Raw genomic sequence first — 21,219 nt, 5'->3', positions numbered from 1 at the left:
CCTGCGAAGGAGGCAAGGATGAAGGCCGACGACCAGTACGCCGCCACCGCGTGCCGGACCGGAGCACCCCAGGTCCACGTCGTCGACGACGACGAGGACCTCCGCCAGTCCCTCGTCTTCCTGCTGGGCAGCGTCGGCATCGAACCGCACCTGCACCACGACGCGAGCGGCTTCCTCGAGCAGCTCGACCCCGGGCAGCCGGCGGTCCTGGTGCTCGACGTCCGGATGCCGGGGATGAGCGGTCTGCAGCTGCAGGAGCAGCTCCTCGCCCGCGGCTACCCGGCGCCGATCATCTTCTGCTCGGCCCACGGCGACATCCCCATGTCGGTGCGGGCGTTGCGCCAGGGCGCGGTGACCTTCCTCGAGAAGCCCTACGAGCCGCAGCAGATGCTCGACCTCGTCCAGGAGCAGGTCGGCCGGGCCCGTGAGCTGTTCGCCGAGCGCGCCCTGCGCTGCGAGGTCGAGGACCGACTGGACCAGCTGACGCCCCGCGAGCGCGAGGTGCTCCGGCTGGTCGTCGACGGTCTGTCGAGCCAGATGATCGCCCGCCGGCTGGGCGCGAGCGTCAAGACGGTCGACGTGCACCGCGCCCGGATCAAGGCGAAGACCGATGCCGAGAGCCTCGGCACGTTGGTGAGCGAGGTGCTCAGGACCGGCGTGCCGATCTGACCCACCACCACGACAAGGGAGATGCCCGTCAGATGAGCGATGAACCAACCGTGGAGCTGTACGACCTGCGCGTCGTCGTCGAGCGGATCGAGGGGCGGTCGATCTGCGGCCTGTCCGTCGGCGACCACTTCGACGTCAGCGGGACCGACGAGGTGCGGATCCCCGACGGCAAGCACTTCTGCATGTACGCCATGCAGGCGGTCTTCCCGATGATCTCGGCCAAGCAGCGGCCGCTCGCGGAGCACGACTGGATGGCCTGCGACGCCCACGCCACCTGTCCGGATCCCGACGAGCGGGTGGTCATGCGGATCGAGCGCACCGCGCTGCGCCGGCACCGCGCGGCGGACCTGATGTGACGGGCGCGGCAGGGCTCCGCATCGGTCTCGGCTGGGCGGCGTCCGGCCGCCCCGGGTCGTACGCCCCGCTCGCGCGCTACGCGGAGGAGAACGGCGTCGACGAGCTCGTCGTCTACAGCGACCTGTTGTTCCGGCCGCCGCTGGGGCCACTGCTGGAGATGGCGGCCGCGACCGACCGCGTCCAGCTCGGGCTCGGCTGCCTGACCCCGTTCACCGTGCACCCCGTCGAGATCGCCGGTCAGGTCGCCTACCTCGACGCGGCATCGGGCGGACGAGCCCATCTCGGCCTGGTGCGCGGCGCCTGGCTGCACCAGCTCGGGCTCGACCAGCGCCGCGCCATCACCGCGGTCCGCGAGACCGCGGACATCGTCGCGCGGCTGCTGCGCGACGACCGGTCGGGCATGAACGGGACCGTGTTCCAGCTCGCCGCCGGCCTCGGCCTGCAGTACGACGTCCATCGCGACCGGATCCCGCTCGTGATCGGCACCTGGAGCCCCCGGATGGCCGCACTGGCGGGCGAGATCGCCGACGAGATCGAGGTCGGCGGCACTGCGAACCCCGACATGGCGAAGGTCATCCGCGACCTGGCCGCGCCGGGCGCGGAACGGGCCGGTCGCGACGTGGACGATCTCGTCGTCTCCTTCAACCCGATGCTGGTCGTCGACGAGGACCGGTCCGCGGCCGAGGCGCTGGCCCGCGCCAGGGGAGCCATGTACGTCGAGGCGGTCGGTCACCTGGACCCCACGGTCGACCTCGACCCCGACCTGATCGAGCGGATCCGGGACCTCCTCGCCGACGGCGACGAGGAGGGCGCCGGACGACTCGTCCCTGCCGCCCTGTTGCGCCGCTTCCTGGTCTGCGGGACACCGAGCGACGTGGTCGACCACCTGGTCGAGCTCGCGTCGGCCGGGGTGGACAAGGTCTACCTCGGCAACCCCTTCGGCCTCGACGAACGCCGAGGCCTCGAGCTGCTCGTCGAGCGGGTGCTGCCCGCCGTACGCGCCGCCTCCACCTGATCCGGAGCCCCTTGCCCGGCTGAGTGATTTCCTTACGGCCACGTCGGGAATCCCCCTCCGGGCAAGGGGTTTCGCCAATCGACTGACCGAACCGCCGTTCCTAGTGTCGTGGATCACATGACGCCGGCAGGTACCGGCGCAGTCCCGACAGCACCAGGAGCATCCGATGGTCGCCGTACCCGCCCTGCACACCCAGCTCTTCCTCGACGGCGCCTGGCGCGCCGGCAGCGCGGACCCCCTCACGGTCCTAAACCCCACCACCGGGGAGCCGATCACCGCGATCCAGGCGGCCGGAGCGGCCGACGTCGACGCGGCGGTCGCCGCGGCCACGGCCGCCGTGCGGGGCGAGTGGGGTGCGCTCCCCGGCTCCGCCAAGGGCCAGCTGCTCAACCGGCTTGCCGACCTCGTCGAGCGCGACGCCGCCACCCTGGCCACGCTGGACGCGCTCGACATGGGCATCCCGGTCGGTTTCGCCGGGATGATGTTCGTGCCCAACCTGGCAGCAACGCTGCGTCACTTCGCCGGCTGGGCCGACAAGATCAACGGCGAGACCATCGCCAACGACGGCTACTTCGGCCGGCCCACCCACGCCTACACGCGCCGCGAGCCCCTCGGCGTCGTCGCCGCGATCGTGCCCTGGAACGCGCCGCTGATGATCCTCGGCTGGAAGCTCGCGCCGGCCCTCGCCTGCGGCAACGCGGTCATCGTGAAGCCGGCCGAGGACGCCTCCCTCTCGATCCTGCACCTCGCCGCCCTGGTCGAGGAGGCCGGGTTCCCGGCCGGCACCGTGCAGGTGCTGCCGGGCGCGGGCACGGTCGCCGGCGAGGCGCTGAGCCTCCACCCCGGCGTGCGCAAGGTCTCCTTCACCGGCTCCACCGAGGTCGGTCGCCGGATCCTGGTCAACTCGGCCGGCTCCTTCAAGCGCACCACGCTCGAGCTCGGCGGCAAGTCGCCCCAGATCATCTTCGAGGACGCCGCTCTCGAGGCCGCCGTCCAGGGCGCCGGGATGGGCCTGTTCTTCAACTCCGGCGAGGTCTGCGCCGCCGGCACGCGGATCCTCGCCCACCGCTCGGTGTACGACGACGTCCTCCAGGGCCTCAAGCAGGCAGCCGAGGCCCAGGTGGTCGGCGACCCGTTCGCCGAGGGCACCACGATGGGCCCCCTCGTCAACGCGGCCCAGCGGGACCGCGTGCTCGGCTACGTGAAGCAGGGGGCCGCGGACGGCGCCGCCCTCGTCACCGGCGGCACGGCCCCGGACGGCCCGGGCTTCTTCGTGGCGCCGACGGTCTTCGCGGGCACCAACGACATGACGATCGCCCGGGAGGAGATCTTCGGACCTGTCGGGACGGTCATCCCGTTCGACGACCCCGACGAGGCCGTCGCACTCGCCAACGACAACGACTACGGGCTCGCGGCCACCGTCTGGACCCGCGACCTCGCCCGCGCCCACACGGTGTCCGCCCAGCTGCAGGCGGGCGCGATCGGTGTCAACGGCTGGTCGCCGCTGGCCCCGCAGCTGCCCTGGGGCGGGACGAAGGCCAGCGGCGTCGGCCGGGAGCTGGGGGTGGAGGCGATCGCCGCCAACACCGAGACCAAGACCGTCACGGTCGTCCTCTGACCGGAGGCACACCGATGACGACCGACGAGCAGCGGGTCCGGGCCACCTGGACGGCGTACGGCGAAGCCCTGCAGGCGCTGGACCTCGACGGCCTCCAGGCGCTGTGGGACCAGGAGTACTCCGACCTGCTGTACCAGCCGGAGGAGTACGCACGGCCGTGCCGCACATGGGAGGAGATCGTCGCCTACTGGACGGGGATCCCGGCCGTCGTCGAGCGGATCGCCGAGTGGCGCGAGCTCGAGACCGACGTGACCGTGGCCGGGGACCTGGCGCTCTGCTTCTCGACCCTGGCGACCTCGATGCACCTGCACGGCATCGAGGAACCGTTGACCGGGGAGGTGCGCTTCACCGCCGCCCTACGGAGGTCCGGCGGCGACTGGCGCCTGGTGCACGCCCACGAGTCGCGTCAGCTGGTGGTCCCGTGAGGACGGATAGCCCGCGGCTGACGCGTTCCGACCCCGGCTTCGAGAAACGGCTCGCCGACCTCGTGTTCAACCAGCTGCCCGTCGACCGCCGTCCCGACGTGGTCGTCCGTCCGCGCACCGAGCAGGACGTCGTCGACACCGTGCGCGCCGCCCGGCGCGACGGCCACCAGGTCGCCGTCCTCTCCGGTGGGCACAGCTGGATCGCCGCGCCGGTGCGTGAGGGCGGCGTCCTGATCGACATGAGCGCATTCGACGGTGTCGACGTCGACGCCGAGCGCAGGAGGCTGCGGGTGGGTCCCGCTGCCCGCAGCTCCGCGATCGTCCCGGCCGTCGCCGCGCACGGTCTCGCCTACTCATCAGGGCACTGCGGGACCCCGGGTGCCGGTGGCTACCTGCTCGGCGGCGGGATCGGCGTCAACTCGGGACACTGGAAGCCCGCCTGCTACAGCGTGCGCAGCGTGCGGGTCGTGACGGCCGAGGGCGAGCTCGTGGTGGCGTCGGAGAGCGAGAACCGGGACCTGCTCTGGCTGGCCCGCGGCGCGGGACCCCTCTTCCCCGGAGTGGTCACGGAGTTCGAGCTCGACCTCCAGGACCGCCCGGTCGACACCCGGGTCTCATCGTGGGTGTTCGACCACGAGCACCTCGCCGCGGTCAGCGCCTGGGTGAGCCGGGTGTCGGCCACGCTGCCGTCGTACGTCGAGGTGTTCACGGCGGCCGGCGGTCCCGGGCGCCACGACCACCTGCCGAGTGAGGGCTATCCCGACCGCATCGTGACTGTGCTCGCCACCGCGTACGTCGACACCGAGGCCGAGGCGCGGGCGGCGCTCGCGCCGTTCGCCGACGGTCCCGGCGTCGAGCCGCTGGCCTGCACCGACCTGGCGCCGGTGGCCTACGAGGACCTCTCGGCGTCCTTCGACGCCGAGTACCCCGACGGACACCGCTACCTGGCCGACGCCTTCTGGACCGACCTGGACGCCGCGGGCGCGATGGTCCCGCTCGCCGACGCCTTCGTGCGGGCGCCGTCGGGCCTGAGCAACTTCGTCGCCCTGATGCCGGGGAACGGGAAGCAGGTCGGCCTGGACCCCCGAGCCGGCGCCTACTCGATGGACCACCGCACCCTGGTCATGGCGTACGCGCTGTGGACCGACCCGGCTGCAGACGAGGCGAACGCGCGCTGGATCGAGGAGATGTCGGCGATCCTCGCGCCGCTCAGCGTCGGCAACTTCGTCAGCGAAGCCGACCACGAACGCCATCCCGAGCGTCTGGAGCGCTCCTTCAGCCCGGAGAGCTGGCGCCGGCTGACCGAGCTGCGCTCGACCTGGGACCCCGACGGCCTCTTCCACCTCCCCGGGCGCCCGCGCTGAGCGCGACCCACAAGAACGGAGAACCACCCGTGTCCCACCTCGACGAACTCGGCGGCCGTGCCGCCACCAGTGTCACTCCCTCCCCGGGCGATGCCCGCGAGCACCGCCTGCAGGGGAGCCTCGGCGTCACCGCCATCATCTTCATGGTGGTCGCCGCCGCCGCACCGCTCACCGCCGTCGGCGGCGTCTTCCCGCTGCAGGCCATGCTGGGCAACGGTGTCGGAACGCCGGCGCTGACCCTCGGCAGCAGCGTCGTGCTGCTGCTCTTCACCGTCGGCCTGACCACGATGGCGCGGACCGTGCACCGGCCGGGCGCCTTCTTCACCTACGTCGGGCACGGCCTCGGCCGGCCGGCGGGCCTGGGCGCGGCCTGGCTCGCGATCCTCACCTACACGACCGCGCAGGTCGGCATCGCGGCCATGCTCGGTGCCCAGCTGCAGGCGTTCGTCGTCGACAGCCTCAACGGTCCGGACGTCGCTTGGTGGGTGTACTCGCTCGCAACGCTCGCGGTCACCGGCATGCTCGGCTACCGCCACCTCGACCTCAGCGCCAAGGTCCTCGGCGTCATGCTCGTCCTCGAGATCGGCATCGTCGTGCTGCTCGCCGTCGTCGCGCTGGCCGAGGGTGGCCACGACGGCGTCAGCCTCGATTCGTTCCACTGGGACAACGTGACGACCGGCTCGCCCGGCCTGGGCCTGATGTTCGCCATCGCGAGCTTCCTCGGCTTCGAGTCGACCGCGATCTTCCGCGACGAGGCCAAGGACCCCGACCGCACGGTCCCGCGGGCGACGTACGGCGCTGTCATCGTGATCGCCGTCTTCTACACCTTCACCCAGTGGGCGCTGATCCTCGCGGTCGGGGTCGGCCGGTTCCCGTCCTGGATCCCCGAGCACGTGGGCGACTTCATCATGGTGCTGGCGGGGGAGTACCTCGGCGGGACCGGCGCCCAGGTGGTCAACCTGCTGCTGATCACCAGCCTCTACGCCTGCGTGCTGTCCTTCCACAATGTGCTCAACCGCTATGGGCACTCCATGGGCATCGCCCACGCACTGCCCCGATCCTTCGCGAAGGTGCATCCCCGGCACGGCTCGCCGTACGTCGCCGCCCTCGCGCAGATCTCGCTCGCGCTGGCCATGGTCGCGGTCTTCGCGGCGAGCGGCCTGGACCCGATCATGCAGGTCTTCACCTGGTTCGGCGGGGTCGCGATGTTCTCCATCGTGCTGCTCATGGCCCTCGCCAGCATCGCGGTGATCGTCTACCTCGCTCGCCCCGGCGTCGATGAGGGACCGTGGCGCAGCTGGGTCGCGCCCGGACTCGGTCTGGCCGGGCTGCTGTTCGTCGCCTACCTCCAGATCGAGAACTTCCCGTTGCTGCTCGGCGAGCCCCACGTGACCGGCCGCGTGCTGTTCTTCTACGTCCTCATCGCCGCGTTCCCCGCCTTCGGGGTCGGCCAGGGCCTGTGGCTGCGGGTCCGCCGGCCTGACGACTACCGGGGCGTCCTCGAGACCATCGAGGAGTGACGAGATGACCGGCCTGGACCACCTGCTCGAGCGTCGCCGCGGCGTCCTGGGGCGCAACGCCCCGCTGTTCTACGACCGCCCGGTGCACCTGGTGCGCGGGAGCGGCGTCTGGGTCGAGGACGCCGATGGACGCCGTTACCTCGACGCCTACAACAACGTGCCGCACGTCGGCCACTGCCACCCGCACGTCGTGCAGGCCGTGGCTCGACAGGCGGCGACGCTCAACCTGCACACGCGCTACCTCGACGGTGTCGTCGTCGACTACGCGGAGCGGCTCACCGCGCGGTTCGCCGACTCCCTCGACACCGCCGTGCTCACCTGCTCCGGCAGCGAGTCCAACGAGCTCGCGCTGCGGATGGCCCGGTTCGCGACCGGTCGGCGCGGGCTGATCGTGAGCGACTTCAGCTACCACGGGAACACCGCGACGCTCGCGTCCCTGACGACCTGCTTCCCGGTCGTGGAGGAGTTCCCGGCCAGCGCGCGGGCCGTGCGGGTCCCGGACCCCCGCCATGACGGCGCAGGCCTGACCGAGGCCGAGCTGCTCGAGCGGTACCTGGGCGAGGTGGCCGAGGCGGTGCGCTCGCTCGAGGCGTCGGGCGACGGCGTCGGCGCCATCCTGATCGACTCCTTCTTCGCCAACGAGGGTCTGCCCGACGCGGTCGCCGGGTACGTCGCCGGCGCGGTCGAGCTGGTCCGCGCCGCGGGTGGCCTCTTCATCTGCGACGAGGTCCAGGCCGGGTTCGGCCGGACCGGCGACGCGCTGTGGGGCCATGAACTGGCCGGCGTCACTCCTGACCTCGTCACGCTGGGCAAGCCGATGGGCAACGGCCACCCGATCGCCGGCGTCGTCGCCGGCAACGAGCTGGTGTCGGCATTCCAGTCGGCGGCGACCTACTTCAACACCTTCGGCGGCAACCCGGTCTCTGCGGCGGCCGGCGCGGCCGTGCTCGACGTCCTCGACGAGGAGGGGCTCCAGGCCAACGCCCACCGGGTCGGCGCCCACCTGCGCGAGGGCCTGGCGAAGCTGGCCGCGCGTCACGAGCCGCTCGGTGACATCCGCGGCCGCGGTCTCTTCGTGGGCGTCGAGATCGAGCACGACGGGGTTCCGGACGCCGCTCGCACCGCCTGGCTGGTCAACGCCATGCGCGACCGGGGTGTGCTGCTGAGCCGGATCGGTCGACACGACAACGTGCTGAAGATCCGGCCGCCGCTGGTCTTCGCCACCGAGCACGCTGACCGGCTGCTCGACGCTCTCGACGACGCCCTCGACGGTGTCCCCGACCGGGCCTCCGACGGCACCGGGCCGTGGTGAGCTTCTACACGCTCCCGGACCGCGAGCAGGCCGCGGCGCTGGCACGCCTCGCCGACGTGGCCGGGGCATCCTGGGCCGGCGGCCTGCACCGCCTGGAGCTGGTGAAGTACCGTGAGAACGCCGTGTTCTCCGCCGAGCTGGCCACCGGACGCAGGGTGGCGGTTCGCGTGCACCGACATGCCTACCACTCTCCGGCCGCTGTGATCTCGGAGCTCGAGTGGATGCGCTCTCTGCACGACGTCGACGGCTTCACGGTGCCGCCGGTCGTGTCCGCGGCCGACGGGAGCCTGGTCGTCGAGGCAGCGCACCCCGGCGTACCGGAGCCGCGACAGGTGACCGTGCTCGGCTGGTTGTCCGGCCGGCCCGCGGGCACCTCGGAGGCCGGTGTCGACCTTGCCGAGGGCGATGCGGTCCGCCTGTTCGCCGATGCCGGTCGGCTGGCGGCCCGCCTGCACCGGCACACAGCCACCTGGGTGTTGCCGCAGGGGTTCACCCGTCCCGCCTGGGACGCGGACGCCCTCGTCGGGGAGCACCCGCGCTGGGGACGGTTCTGGGAGTACGGCGCACTCACCGACGCCGAACGCGACCTGCTGGTCCGTGCACGTGATCGCGCTCGGGCCGACCTGCTGGCCCTCGGCCGGCACGACGGCTACGGCCTGATCCACGCGGACCTGGTCCCTGAGAACATCCTCGTCGACGGCGGCGAGCTCCAGCTGATCGACTTCGACGACGCCGGCCACGGCTGGTACCTGTTCGAGCTCGCCACCGCGCTGTACTTCCACCTCGACCAGTCCTGCTTCGATGCGTTGCGTGCCGCGCTCCTGTCCGGCTACCGGTCGGAACGGGACCTGGCGGCCGACGACGAGCGCCTGCTGCCGCTCTTCCTCTACCTGCGCGGCACGACCTACCTCGGTTGGGTCCAGTCCCGGCCCGAGACCGGCACCGCGAAGGAGTTCGGCCCGGCGCTGCGCGCCCTGGCCTGTCGTGCGGCCGAGGACTACCTCACCGCCGCTTCACCCGTCCCCACCCCCAGGAGGCAGCCGTCACCATGAGTACCGAGACCACCCCCACGCAACGATCAGACATCTCGCCGATCCTCTACCGCAAGCTCGTGCTGCGCGTGCTGCTCCTGGTGGGTGAGGCGTCATCAACTGCCTGACCTCGCTGGCGCCGAACACCCAGCAGCTCTCCAACGCGCGGTTGCTGTCCAGTGCTGCCCGCCCCCATCCGCAGCCCGGCATCGGTCGGGGCAGCTGGTCGGTGCTTCGTGCAGTGGGTGCAAGAGAGCCCTGTGTTCAGCCGGACTCACCCACCGTCACGCCGCGAACGGGACGCCGCGGAAGCTGCCCGGTGGTCAATCGCGCGGAGCCCGATTGAACGGGAGCACATCTTGCGTCAGGAAGGCATCCAGGACGTTGCGGGTTACGCGGGACACGTTGTTGTCACCTCCATTGACGAGCAACGAACCCGACCATGCGATGCTCGAGGTGGCGAATACCGCACCCTGGCGCGGCTTGGGCTCGAGCACCAGGTCGGCGCGGACCTTGTCGCTGGTCGTGCCGTCGTAGCAGCCGTCGGGCAGAGCTACTTCGATCGGATCCAGCCCATAGGCACGGCTGAACCCGGTTGCGGAGGCGAGGACGAGCGCGTCGGGAGATGTGCCTAGAGCGTGGTCTGCACGATCGATCTCGACTCCGGCCGCGCCCCGCCCGTTGACCATCGAGTCGAACTCGCCGAGGCGGCCATCCACGAGCTCGACCCCATCAAAGACGAAGGCGCAGCGGGGGTCCTCGACGTCGACCAGCACGTCGTACGGGCGGTTGGTGTCGAAGCCCTGTGAGGCCATGCCGACGCCGACGATGCGCTGAGGTGGGATTCCGCGGGTGCGCCAGAGACCACCGAGCTCCCCTGTGGTCAGGTGGTGCCACTCACCCGGCTCCGGCTGCCATGCGCGAATGCCTGCGGTGCGGCGAATCTCAATGGTGTGTCCCTCCTCGGGATCGATCGAAGTCACCCAGTAGAAGCCGTTCCCACCGAGGTACATCAGCCGGCCGCCCCCGTCGAGGTAGGACTCGTAGGCACGCAACATGGGGGTTGTCGGATACTCCGGGTGGCTTCCTGTCAACACGACCCGGTACTGGCCGAGCAGGTCGAGACCCCGCTCGTGCACGTCCTCGTCGGCGGCGACGTCGACGTCGAATCCCTGTTGGACGAGCCAGGCGACGATGTGCAGGTCGGCGCTGAACTGGTGCGCCGAGGTTGCTCCTCCTGCGACCGCGGCCCAGCGGTGGTCGTGCCTGATGTTGGGCAGCGGCTTTCGGGTGGAGGTGAAGCAGACGCCGGTCAGGTCGGTGTGCACGTCGTAGAGGCTGCGCAGGCCGTTCTCGAGCAGATAGCGGTCGTGCCGGTTGCCCCCGAACGCCGGGACATCGGTGATGCCGACCCCTTCCAGGTAGGCCCGCGCCCCGGGGTCGGCCATCACGTGCTCGCAGCTGTACGCCAGGTAGCTGAAGGTCGGCAGCACGAGGAGGGCAGGTGCGGTGGCGGCGGTCGGTGCGACCACGAAGGGGAGCGTGTCGGTGGTGCCGTCCGCCGCGGTGACCTCGACGCCGTACACGGCGCTCGGCAGTTCGTGAGGAAGTGCCAGGACTAGGTCGTCCTGCCAAAGCGCGTCATCCAGGTCATCATCGTGGAAATGGATGGCTTGGTACGACTCCGGGGACAGGCGTGGGTCGGCGTCGTCGCCCGCGCCGCGGTGGCCGAGACAGGCGCGTAGAGGGAAGTTGACCGCTCGGCCTTGGAAGGCGGACCCCAGTCGGTTGTCGACAGTCCGGGGGCGATCCGTCGGCCCGAAGTCCCAAGCGGCGAGCCCGGCAAGGCGAGGTGACTCGATCCGACCGTTGAAGTGATCCGTACAGCCGTTCTCGACCGCTCGTGCCGCAAAGACGAGCCCCAAGCGGTCGGCACCGGCCAGCGGCAGCGCGGTGGCTGTGAGCGACTCGGTGTCGCGCTGCTCGGTCGAGATCGTCACCGACACCGAACCGGAGGTGGCGACCCGCAGCGTGATCTCGTACCAGCGCAAGGGATCCACAGGCGCGCCGGGGATTCCGAGAGTGTCGCCATCCAGTCGCCATCGGCCGTCGCTGTCGATGCCGAGAACGACGACGCTGCGATCCGCGTACGTCAGCGTGACCATGGCTTGATCGTGGGACGCCCGAGCGAGGGTGGGCCGTGCCCACCAGGACAGCTCCAGATCGGCTCCGGCTGCGACCAAGGACTCCTCGATCACGACGTGCGATCCTGCGTGCAGCGCTTGGACGCGGCCGGGGAAGCTCAGCCCGTCCAGCCTTGACGGAACTGGCCGGATGTCGATGCCCGGCCCGAGCGGATGGGGATCGCCGTTGAGGAGGCGGACCAATCGCGCGGTGAAGGAGTCCGCGGTGGTGCTGATCCGGCAATGCACCTCGTTTCCGGCTCGGTAGGTGAGCCGGTCGGTGTACCCGATGACGTTCATGATGTCCCTTCGCTGGCGTGACCGTGAACACCGCGATCACGGTGCCGTCGCCTGACTGTCGCCCGTCCCCCGTCCGTCGCCGATTGCCCGGTCCGGCCACCGGACCGATCCGGGGCTGGGGAGTGCGGACCGGTGCTGTACTCCCCGGCACCATCCCCAAACGTTGGAGGAAAGATGTTCGTTCGAACGCGGCGCCGGTGTGCAGCTGCTCTGCTCCTGGTTCTCGGCGCATCACTCGCGCTGTCCGCCTGTGGGAGCAGCTCCGACGAGGGCTCCGACGGCGGCGACCACCTCGTCATCGGCATCTCGAATCCTCAGGGGGCACAACCGATCCTCAAGATCACGCAGGACGCCTTCACCGCAGCGGCGGCGAAAGACGGGATGACTGTCAAGGCGCTCGACGCCCAGCTCGATCCGGCCAAGCAAGTCACCGACATCGACCAGCTCGTGGCACAGCATGTCGATGCGATCATCGTCTATCCGCTCGACGCCAACTCCTTGAGGCCGGCGCTTGACCGAGCACAGAAGGCCGGGATCAAGTTGATCGGCTGGGCCGCAGTCCCAACGCCGAACGGCGACCTGGGTGTCTACGACGCCAACGTTGATACTGGTGGCAGCTACCGCGGTGCCCGACTCCTCTCCGACTTCGTCAAGGAGCGGCTCGATGGCAAGGGCAACGTCCTCGGCGTCGGCCTCGGAATCCCGGTGCCGACGCTTGAGGCGATGTTGAAGAGCTATCAGTCGGACGTGACCGAGGGATCGGACATCACCTGGTCCGGTCGGGCGGACAATCCGACCGATGACATCGCCGGCGCACAGAAGGTCGTCGCGACCGCGCTGACCAGGTTCACCAACGACATCCAGGCGATCATGGCCTACAACGACAGCTCCGCGATCGGCGCAGCGGTGGCGGCCAAGTCGGCGGGCGTCACCTCGATGGTGATCGTCGGGCAGAACGGTGATCAAGACGGTGTCGACGCGGTCAAGGACGGCCGCATCAGTGCGACCATCAACCTGGTGCCGTGGCGCACCGGGCTGATTCTGGAGACCTTGACGAAGGCCGTGCTCGCTGGGGAGAAGGGTGTGCCGGCGTACGTCGAGAGCCCCTCGGAACTTGTCACCCAGGAGACGGCAGCCGACTATCTGGGGTGGTCTGACGCAGTGTCGCAAATCAAGGCCGGCACGCTCTCCTGCGCGTCTGGTGGCGGCTGCCCTGACGGCGTCATGGCGCTGGACAAGTGACGCGCTCCCGGTCTGTCGAGGCGGCGAGATGGCCATAGAACAGCCCGTCCTGCAGATGAGTTCGGTCCACAAGCGCTTCGGGCGAACTCACGCACTCAGGGGCGTCGACTTCGCTCTCCGACCGGGCGAGGCGCACGCCCTCCTCGGGGAGAATGGCTCTGGTAAGTCGACTCTGATGAAGGTCGCCTACGGAGAGATCATGGCGGACAGCGGGGAGATCCGAGTTCGCGGTGAGGAAGTCAACTTCGCCAATCCACTGCAGGCTGCGCGATCGGGCATCGCGATGGTGGCGCAGGAGGTGCCGGTCGTCCCCTCACTCTCGGTGGCGGAGAACATTGCGCTGGGAGGCCTGCCGGGCTCGCCACTCCGAGTTGACTGGCGTGGCGCACACCGGGTGGCGCGAGAGGCGTTGGCGGAGCTGGGATCGAAGGTTCGCTCCCACCAGCTGGTCGGTAGCCTGGGGCCGGGTGACCGTCAGGTCGTTGCCATCGCGCGGGCGATCACGTCGCGTGCATCGGTGGTCATCTTCGACGAGCCCACGAGCTCGCTGTCGGGAGAACTCGTGGAGTCGCTCTTCGAGATCATCCGGCGGATGAAGGAGCGCGGACTGGCGATCGCGTTCATCTCGCAGCGGCTTCAAGACATCGAGCCCGTCGCTGACCGGGTCACCGTGCTCCGCGACGGCTCGGTCGTCGACACCCTCGGGATCGGCGAGGCCGACGAGATGACCATCACCCAGTTGATGGTGGGGCGCTCACTGACTGACTACTTCCATCGCGAGATCACCGCTGGGCCAACGACGCACGCCAGACCGGTTCTCGAGGTGCGTGGACTCCGCGTCGAGCCGACCGCCGGGCCGGCCGACCTGGTCGTACGTCCCGGCGAGGTCGTCGGCGTTGCTGGCCTGGTGGGGTCAGGCCGGGTCGAGGTGGTGCGCGCGGTCTTCGGTGCGGATGCTGTGCAGGGTGACGTCGAAGTCGCCGGTGTGCCCTACCGGCGCCGATCGCCCCGCGGGTCGATCAAGCGCGGAATCGCGCTGGTGACCGGCGACCGGAAACAGGAAGGTCTGATCGCCGGTGCCAGTGTCCTGCAGAACCTGACGACGGTCACCAACAGCAGGCTCTCGCTGATGCCGGTTCCAGCGCGCAGTCAGCGTCGGGCGGCGCGGGCCGTGATGGCCGATCTGCAGGTCAGGCCGGACGACCCGGATCTACCGGCGGGGAGCCTGTCCGGAGGTAACCAGCAGAAGGTCGTGATCGGCCGTTGGCTGGATCGCGATCTGCGGCTGCTCCTGCTCGACGAGCCCACACGCGGCGTCGATGTCGGCGCCAAGTCCGAGATCTACCGCGTGATCAGAGAGCTGGCTGCGAAGAGGGTCGGCGTGCTGATCAGCTCTTCGGAGAGCACCGAGCTCCTCGGGCTGTGCGACCGCATCGTGATGATGCTGCACGGCAAGGTGGTGGGCGACCTGCCCGCCGACCAACTCGATGAACTGTCCATCGCGCAACACATAGCGGGAGTCGAACACGATGTCTGAGTCCACTGCCTTCGCGCCCGACGGTGCCTCGCCCCGGGACCAGGGTCGGCCCACGTACGGCGTCGTCCTGAGCGGCGTCATCCGCGAGATCAAGGGATTCGCCGGAGCGCTTGCCGCACTGCTGGTGATGCTGGTCTACCTGGCGTCCACGCAGGAGTTCTTCTTCACGAAGGCCAATGTCCTCAACGTCCTCTCGGGCAACAGTGCACTGCTCATCACGTCGGTCGGGCTGACCTTCGTGGTCCTGGCTGCGGGTTTCGACCTCTCCGTCGGCGCGATCTACGCGGCGTCCGGCTACGCGGCCTTCCGTGCTCTCGACGCAGGCCTGCCGATCGTGGCGGCGCTGCTGTGCGGCATCGGGATCGGCATTCTCTTGGGTGGCGCCGTCAACGGTGTCCTCATCGGTGCCTTCCGGCTGAACTTCTTCGTGGTCACCCTAGGGACCTCGTCTCTGTTCACCGGAGCGCTCAACGTGATCACCAACGGCAAGACCAACGCGATCGCAGAGCCGGAGGGGAGCCTGATCTACTTCTTGGGCAATGGCACGGTGCTGACCATCCCGTTCCCGATCATCCTCTCCGCGGTCGTACTCGCGATATCGGGGTACGTCCTGCGTTGCACGCCCTTCGGTCGCGCGGTCTATGCCGTCGGCGGCAATCCTGACGCGGCCCGGCTCGCCGGCATCAACGTCCCAGCGGTCAGGATCTGTGTCTACGGAATCGGCGGCCTGCTCGCCGCCGTGGCCGGCCTGATCGATGCCAGCCGCCTCGCGTCGGCCTCGCCGACGGCTGGCGCCAGTCTTGCCCTCACGGCAGGCGCGGCGGTGCTCCTCGGCGGCACGAGCTTCTTCGGCGGCATCGGCGGTGTCGGCGGCACGATCGTCGGCGTGCTGCTGATCGCGGTTCTGCAGAACGGCCTGGGCTTGATGGGCGTCTCCGCGTTCTGGCAGGGAGTCGTCACGGGGTTCGTGCTGGTGGTGGCCGTGTCCCTGGACAAGCTCCAATCGCGGACGGGCTAGTTGTGATGTCCGGGGAGGTTGGTCAGCCGGGTGACCGGTGGGCGGCCTCCAATGGCGGAGTGGGCGCGGTGGTGATTGTAGAAGTGGAGCCAGGCGGGCAGCGCGGCGTTGCGTTGCTCGGTTGACTCATAGAGCCGGGCGTAGGCCCATCCGTCGGCGAGGGTTCGGTGGAAGCGCTCGATCTTCCCGTTGGTCTGGGGCCGGTAGGGCCGGGTCCGCTTGTGGCTGATGGCGAGCTCAGCGCACGCGTCGCGCCAGGCGTAGGACCGGTAGGCCGAGCCGTTGTCTGATAGGACTCGTTCGATGGTGACGCCGTGATCGGCGAACCAGGCCACCGCACGCTGTAGGACGCCGATCGCGGTGGCGGCCTTCTCGTCGGTACAGATCTCGGCGTAGGCGATGCGTGAGTGGTCGTCGATGACGGTGTGCACGAACGCGGTCCCGATCAATGGTCGATAGTGCTTCCCGCGTTCGCCTGTGCGGAGTGCTGTCGCGATGCCGTTGGCTCGACTCTGTTGGCGGCTGAGGAACTTGTGCCCGCCGCCGTCGGGGATGTTGCCGAACTTGGTGACGTCGACGTGGATCAGCGAGCCGGGGTGCGGATGCTCGTAGCGTCGCAGCGGCTCCCCGGTAACGCGGTCGATGTGGGAGAGCCGGTTGATCCGGCAGCGGACGAGCACGGCGTGCACGGTCGAGGCCTGCATGCCGAGCTGGCCGGCGATCTGGACCGGACCGAGTCGCTGGCGCCATCGCAGTCGCACGATCTGGCGCACCACCTCCGGCCTGGTCCTGTTCGGACACGTCTTCGGTCGTGAACTGCGGTCGACCATCCCGCCCGGGCCTTCGATGCGGTAGCGGTCGGCCCACTTCTTCGCGGTGCGTGGGGCGACCATGAACATCTTGGCCGCTGCAGCGTAGGTCCAGCCGCGGTCGACGACGAGCTGGGCGAGCCGCAAACGGGCGCGCGGGGTCAGGGCAGCGTTAGCGTGGGACACGAGGGCCTCCGGTCAGTGAAGCGTTGAACTAGACAGCTCCACTTCACAACCGGAGGCCTTCGTCTGTCAGACAGGCTCACCGGTGCCGGGCGGTACAACCTCCCTGGACATCACAGCTAGTCGGGTACGGCCTGCAGTCCGCGGCCGAACCTGATTCAGAGAACGGACTCGGTCCGTTCGACTCTCGCAGCGGCCATGGAGGAGCTACCAGACGAGACGGCGCCGCAGCCCGCGCCCGATGTCATGGGCCGCGGCCCACAGGGCGTGGGTGACCTGCTGGTCGTCTCGCCGGGCGACCTCCATGGTCGCGGACAGTGCCGCCACGACCTCGGTGCTGCCCGCGACCGTGATCGGTACGGCGTAGGTCTTGTAGCCCTCGATGCACTCCTCCCGCTCGGCGGCCCATCGGCGCTCGCGCACCTCGGCCAGCTGGCTGCGCAGGGCCCGCCCGTTGCAGATGCTGTGCGGGGTCAGCGGGATGACCTCACCGCGCTCGAGGGCCGAGAGGGCCTCGTCGGCCTGGTCGCTGTGGGCGAGGAAGATCTTCCCGGAGGCCGTGAACCACTGGGGGATCCGGGTGTCGATGGCGGTCTGGACCCTCGAGTCGCGCCGGCCGGCGATCCGCTCGAGATGGACCGTGTCGTTGCCGCGGGGCACGGCCAGGTGGATGACCGCGCGGGTGGCCGTGTGGAGGTCCATCAGCACCGGTCGGGCGACCGAGCGCAGCTGTGCCGGCCCGGGCACCCGCTGTCCGAGCTCGAAGACCCGCCAGCCGAGCTGGTAGGAGTTGTCGACCCGGTCGAGGAAGCCAAGAGCCACGAGCTCCTGGGAGAGCCGATAGGCGCTGGCCTTCGGTACCCCGGAGCGCCGGCTCAGCTCGGTCAGGCCCAGTCGCGGGTGGCCGTCGTCAAAGGCCGCCAGCAGCAGGTAGGCCTTGCCCAGGACCGACGGCGGTGCGCCGGCGGCCTCCTTGTCGAGTTGCGGCTCGAAGTCGGTCTCGATCTCAGCCAGCGTCATGACGCCACCCTCGCCTCTCACCTGTCGTCCACCGACTTGTCCACTTGGACAAGTTGTCCACGTGGACAAGTGTGCGCCATCGGGATCCCTGTGTCCAGCGTCACGTGTCGCGATCTGGACCGTTCAGCGGACCAGCGCGTTCCCTGCGGCGTCGAGGCCGGTCGAGACTCGCCCGGACCGCCCGACGAGGAGGACCGATGACCGCACCCGCCGTACGCCGGGGATATGCCGACACGCCGCTCGGCCAGCTGCACTACGCCGAGGCCGGCTCCGGTCCGGCGGTCCTGTTGCTGCACCAGACCCCGCGCTCCCACGACGAGTACCGCGAGCTGCTGCCCCTGCTGGGCCGCTCGGTGCGGGCGATCGCCATGGACATGTACGGCTTCGGCCTGTCCGCGAAGCCCGAGGGGCCGCAGAGCATCGAGCAGTACGCCGCCGGCGCGACCGCGCTCGCCGATGCCCTCGGACTCGACGCCTACACCGTGATGGGGCACCACACCGGGGCCGTCGTCGCGATCGAGGTGGCCGCGGCCGACGCCGACCGGGTCGCGGGCGTCGTGCTCTCCTCGCCGTCGTACACGGACCGGTGCTACCGGGACGCCGAGCCGCCGGCGGTCGACACCGCCGAGCGCACCCCGGACGGGGCCCACCTGACCACGCTGTGGAACCAGCGCGCCCCGTATTACCCGGAGGACCTGCTCACCGGCCTGCTCGACCGTTTCGTGCGCGATGCCCTCGCGCCCGGCCTCGATCCCGCCGAGGGCCACCGGGCCTGTGCGCGCTACCGGATGGAGGATCGGATCGGCCTGGTGAAGGCACCGGTGCTGCTCCTCGGCGCGACCGCGGACCCCTTCGCCTACCCCGACCTGCCACCCGTGCGCTACGCGCTGACCGGCTCGCCGTCGGTGGAGGTCGTCGCGATCGAGGACGGCACCATCCCGTTGCTCGAGCACAAGCCGGCCGAGGTCGCTGCGGCGGTGCTGCGGTTCCTCGGTGCCTGAGCGGAGCACAATCGCCCCGTGAGCCAAGCCGACCAGTCCGACCAGCCCGAGGAGACCGGGCCCGCCAACGCCACCCGAGAGCGCCTGCTCGATGCCGCGATCCACATCGCCGGCACGCTCGGCACCGACCAGGTGACCTACCGGTCGGTGGCAGCGCGGATCGGTGTGGCGCACAGCCTGGTGCGCTTCCACTTCGGCACCCGCGAGGCGATGCTCACCGCCGCCTTCGAACGCGCAGCCCGCCACGACGCCGCGGCTGCGCACCTGCGTGCTGACGACGTCTCCGACCTCGCCGGCGACCTGGTCGCGCTGCTCGCCGACGATCCCGCCCGCCAGCTGCTCCAGTACGACTTCCTGCTGCGCGCAGCGCGCGGCCACGGATCACTGCCCGACGTCGCCGCGCTCTACGACCACTACATCGCCCAGGTCGCCGCCACGCTCGACAGCAGCGGCATCGATGACCCCGACGGCTCTCTTGCCGACTTGGTGTTCGCGGCGCTCGACGGGCTCGTCCTCCAGCACTTCGTCTACGGCGACTCCGCTCGCACGCAGGTCGCGCTCGACCGGATGCGGGCGCTCCTGTCCGGCGCCTGACGCGCCGAATCCCCGGTCCTGGCGCGGGTTTCGGCCTGGTGGCCCGCTGAGCGAACCACTTCCTTTTCCGCGGTCCCCGCACGGTGATTGGTTGTGGCCACGCCACCGTCACTGCGAAAGGACCGACCGTGCGCAACCAGCTCTTCGACGCACTGACCGCCGACGAGATCCGGCAGGTCGCCGCCCTCGTCCGCGCCGAGCGGATCGGAGGTGAGCGGCCCGGCTTCAGCGCCGTCTTCACCGACGAGCCCGACAAGCGCCTGCTGCGCGACGGCGTCGCCGTTCCCCGCCGTGCGCGCGCCATGATCCTCGACCGCAGCACCAGCCAGACGTTCGACGTGGTCCTCGACCTCGAGGCTGACAAGGTCGCCTCTGTCACCGAGGTGACCGAGGGCTCCGCGCCCGTGCTGGTCGAGGAGTTCGCGCTCGCCCCCCAGCTGATCAAGGCGGACCCGCGCTACGTCGAGGCGCTCGCGAAGCGCGGCATCACGGACATGGACAAGGTCCAGATCGACCCGTGGGGCGTCGGCAACATGGCCGAGATCGACGTCCAGGGGCGCCGTCTCGCCGGCTCCGTGTCCTACTACCGCGAGTTCCCGGACGACAACGGCTACGCCCACCCCATCGAGGGCGTCATGGCCGTCGTCGACCTGCAGCGCGAGGAGGTCATCGCGGTCCACGACTTCGGCGTACGCCCGATGAACCCGGACCTCTGCAACTACACCGCCGACGCCAACCAGCCGATGCGCACCGATGTCGCGCCGCTGGAGATCACCCAGCCCGAGGGCGTCGGCTTCGCTCTCGACGGGCCCGAGCTGACCTGGCAGAAGTGGCGCTTCCGGATCAACATGCACCCGCTGGAGGGCCTGGTCCTGCACGGCGTGGAGTACAAGGACGGCGAGGAGTACCGCTCGGTCATGCACCGCGGCTCGCTGTCGGAGATGGTCGTGCCGTACGGCGACCCGAGCTCGGAGCACTTCTGGCGCAGCGCCTTCGACGTGGGCGAGTACGGCCTCGGCAAGCTGGCCAACTCGCTGCGCCTGGGATGCGACTGCCTCGGCGAGATCGTCTACCTGGACGCCGTGCTGGCGGGCGAGGACGGCGAGCCGATGACCATCGAGAACGCCATCTGCATCCACGAGGAGGACGACGGCATCCTGTGGAAGCACACCGACTGGGTGACCGGGAAGGTCGACGTCCGCCGCTCGCGTCGCCTCGTCGTCAGTTTCATCGGCACGGTCGGCAACTACCACTACGGCTTCTTCTGGTACTTCTACCAGGACGGCTCCATCCAGATGGAGGTCAAGCTCCTCGGCATCGTGCAGACCCGCGCGGTGGAGGACGGCGAGGTCGCCGAGCACGGCACGCCGATCGCGCAGAACCTGATCGGCACCTACCACCAGCACCTGTTCTCGTTCCGCCTCGACATGGAGGTCGACGGCTGGCAGAACACCGTCGTCCAGAACGACGCCTACTCCGTGCCGGTCGGCCCGGACAACCCGCAGGGCAACGCGATCGGCGTGCGCAAGACGGTCATCGAGACCGAGAACACCGGCGACGCGATCACCAACACCCAGTCGTCGCGCAACTGGGTCGTGCTCAACCGCGGCAAGACCAACAAGTGGGGCGTGCCGGTCGGCTACAAGTTCCTGCCCGGCTGGTCCTCGGCGACCATGCTCGCGCAGGAGCCCTCGCTCATCGCCAAGCGGGCGGGCTTCGCCACCCGCAACATCTGGGTCACGCCCTACGAGCCCACCGAGATGCGCTCGGCGGGCGAGTACCCCAACCAGAGCCGCTCTGGTGCGGGCCTGCCCGAGTGGACCAAGGCCGACCGGGCGACCGTCGACACCGACGTCGTGCTCTGGCACACCCTCGGCGTCACGCACATCCCGCGTGCCGAGGACTGGCCGGTCATGCCGGTGGAGAAGGCCGGCTTCATGCTGTTGCCGGTCAACTTCTTCGACAAGAACCCCGCCCTCGACGTGCCGGCCACCGCGCCCAAGCACTGCCACTGACGGACG

General features: G+C 69.9%; 18 protein-coding genes. 15 read left to right on the top strand and 3 right to left on the bottom strand.

From position 1 onward, the window contains the following. Positions 1-18: 18 nt before the first annotated feature. From BJ958_RS13300 to BJ958_RS13260, 9 genes are all read left to right on the top strand, one after another. Entirely contained in the window at positions 19-669 is a 651-nt protein-coding gene (locus BJ958_RS13300) for a response regulator transcription factor (protein ID WP_179727262.1), read from the top strand. A gap of 32 nt (positions 670-701) precedes the next feature. Further along, positions 702-1,025 carry a TIGR04076 family protein gene (locus BJ958_RS13295; RefSeq protein ID WP_179727261.1) on the top strand — a complete coding sequence of 108 codons (324 nt, stop codon included), beginning with the start codon at positions 702-704 and terminating at the stop codon, positions 1,023-1,025. Continuing rightward, positions 1,022-2,041, top strand: a complete 1,020-nt coding sequence (locus BJ958_RS13290; protein ID WP_218865746.1) for an LLM class flavin-dependent oxidoreductase — start codon at positions 1,022-1,024, stop codon at positions 2,039-2,041. Before BJ958_RS13295 ends, BJ958_RS13290 begins: the two co-directional genes overlap by 4 nt. Before the next feature lie 166 nt (positions 2,042-2,207). Continuing rightward, positions 2,208-3,659, top strand: coding sequence for an aldehyde dehydrogenase family protein (locus tag BJ958_RS13285; RefSeq protein WP_179727260.1), 1,452 nt, complete (start codon positions 2,208-2,210; stop codon positions 3,657-3,659). A 14-nt stretch (positions 3,660-3,673) separates the two neighbouring features. After that, on the top strand, positions 3,674-4,084 hold the full coding sequence (locus tag BJ958_RS13280) for a nuclear transport factor 2 family protein (RefSeq protein ID WP_179727259.1): 411 nt from the start codon (positions 3,674-3,676) through the stop codon (positions 4,082-4,084). Then, entirely contained in the window at positions 4,081-5,448 is a 1,368-nt protein-coding gene (locus tag BJ958_RS13275; RefSeq protein ID WP_179727258.1) for an FAD-binding protein, read from the top strand. Before BJ958_RS13280 ends, BJ958_RS13275 begins: the two co-directional genes overlap by 4 nt. Positions 5,449-5,477: 29 nt before the next feature. Further along, positions 5,478-6,968 (top strand): APC family permease, encoded by a 1,491-nt coding sequence (locus BJ958_RS13270; protein ID WP_343052675.1) that lies wholly within the window; start codon positions 5,478-5,480, stop codon positions 6,966-6,968. 4 nt (positions 6,969-6,972) lie between these two features. Beyond that, positions 6,973-8,280 carry an aspartate aminotransferase family protein gene (locus tag BJ958_RS13265; protein WP_179727257.1) on the top strand — a complete coding sequence of 436 codons (1,308 nt, stop codon included), beginning with the start codon at positions 6,973-6,975 and terminating at the stop codon, positions 8,278-8,280. Then, a complete protein-coding gene (locus BJ958_RS13260; protein ID WP_218865744.1) occupies positions 8,277-9,332 on the top strand; it encodes a phosphotransferase in 1,056 nt (351 codons plus the stop codon). Before BJ958_RS13265 ends, BJ958_RS13260 begins: the two co-directional genes overlap by 4 nt. A 302-nt stretch (positions 9,333-9,634) precedes the next feature. On the opposite strand, the gene BJ958_RS13255 is transcribed toward BJ958_RS13260, so the two are convergent. Further along, positions 9,635-11,794 carry a N,N-dimethylformamidase beta subunit family domain-containing protein gene (locus tag BJ958_RS13255; protein ID WP_179727255.1) on the bottom strand — a complete coding sequence of 720 codons (2,160 nt, stop codon included), beginning with the start codon at positions 11,792-11,794 and terminating at the stop codon, positions 9,635-9,637. 174 nt (positions 11,795-11,968) lie between these two features. Between BJ958_RS13255 and BJ958_RS13250 the strand changes: the two genes are divergently transcribed. From BJ958_RS13250 to BJ958_RS13240, 3 genes are all read left to right on the top strand, one after another. After that, positions 11,969-13,036: a sugar ABC transporter substrate-binding protein gene (locus BJ958_RS13250; protein WP_179727254.1), complete on the top strand. Its 1,068-nt coding sequence runs from the start codon at positions 11,969-11,971 to the stop codon at positions 13,034-13,036. Between the two features lie 28 nt (positions 13,037-13,064). Further along, positions 13,065-14,573: an ATP-binding cassette domain-containing protein gene (locus BJ958_RS13245; protein ID WP_179727253.1), complete on the top strand. Its 1,509-nt coding sequence runs from the start codon at positions 13,065-13,067 to the stop codon at positions 14,571-14,573. A gap of 127 nt (positions 14,574-14,700) precedes the next feature. Next, complete coding sequence (locus BJ958_RS13240; protein WP_179727252.1) at positions 14,701-15,591, top strand: ABC transporter permease; 891 nt, start codon at positions 14,701-14,703, stop codon at positions 15,589-15,591. Here the strand turns inward: BJ958_RS13240 and BJ958_RS13235 are convergent. Together BJ958_RS13235 and BJ958_RS13230 are read right to left on the bottom strand one after the other, a co-directional pair. Next, a complete protein-coding gene (locus tag BJ958_RS13235; RefSeq protein ID WP_179727251.1) occupies positions 15,588-16,586 on the bottom strand; it encodes an IS481 family transposase in 999 nt (332 codons plus the stop codon). The two genes, BJ958_RS13240 and BJ958_RS13235, sit on opposite strands and share 4 nt — an antisense overlap. 204 nt (positions 16,587-16,790) lie before the next feature. Further along, positions 16,791-17,603 (bottom strand): IclR family transcriptional regulator, encoded by an 813-nt coding sequence (locus tag BJ958_RS13230; RefSeq protein WP_179727250.1) that lies wholly within the window; start codon positions 17,601-17,603, stop codon positions 16,791-16,793. 197 nt (positions 17,604-17,800) lie between these two features. Here BJ958_RS13230 and BJ958_RS13225 point away from each other — a divergent pair, with 197 nt between their 5' ends. The 3 genes from BJ958_RS13225 to BJ958_RS13215 all read left to right on the top strand — a co-directional run bounded on the left by BJ958_RS13225 (position 17,801) and on the right by BJ958_RS13215 (position 21,213). After that, positions 17,801-18,604: an alpha/beta fold hydrolase gene (locus tag BJ958_RS13225; protein WP_179727249.1), complete on the top strand. Its 804-nt coding sequence runs from the start codon at positions 17,801-17,803 to the stop codon at positions 18,602-18,604. Between the two features lie 18 nt (positions 18,605-18,622). Then, complete coding sequence (locus tag BJ958_RS13220) at positions 18,623-19,198, top strand: TetR family transcriptional regulator (protein ID WP_179727248.1); 576 nt, start codon at positions 18,623-18,625, stop codon at positions 19,196-19,198. Between the two features lie 128 nt (positions 19,199-19,326). Beyond that, complete coding sequence (locus BJ958_RS13215; protein ID WP_218865742.1) at positions 19,327-21,213, top strand: primary-amine oxidase; 1,887 nt, start codon at positions 19,327-19,329, stop codon at positions 21,211-21,213. The last annotated feature ends 6 nt before the right edge of the window (positions 21,214-21,219 follow it).

It is taken from the genome of Nocardioides kongjuensis, from assembly GCF_013409625.1.
GTDB classification, from domain to species: Bacteria; Actinomycetota; Actinomycetes; order Propionibacteriales; family Nocardioidaceae; genus Nocardioides; species Nocardioides kongjuensis.
This window is presented reverse-complemented; position numbering and strand designations above follow the sequence as displayed.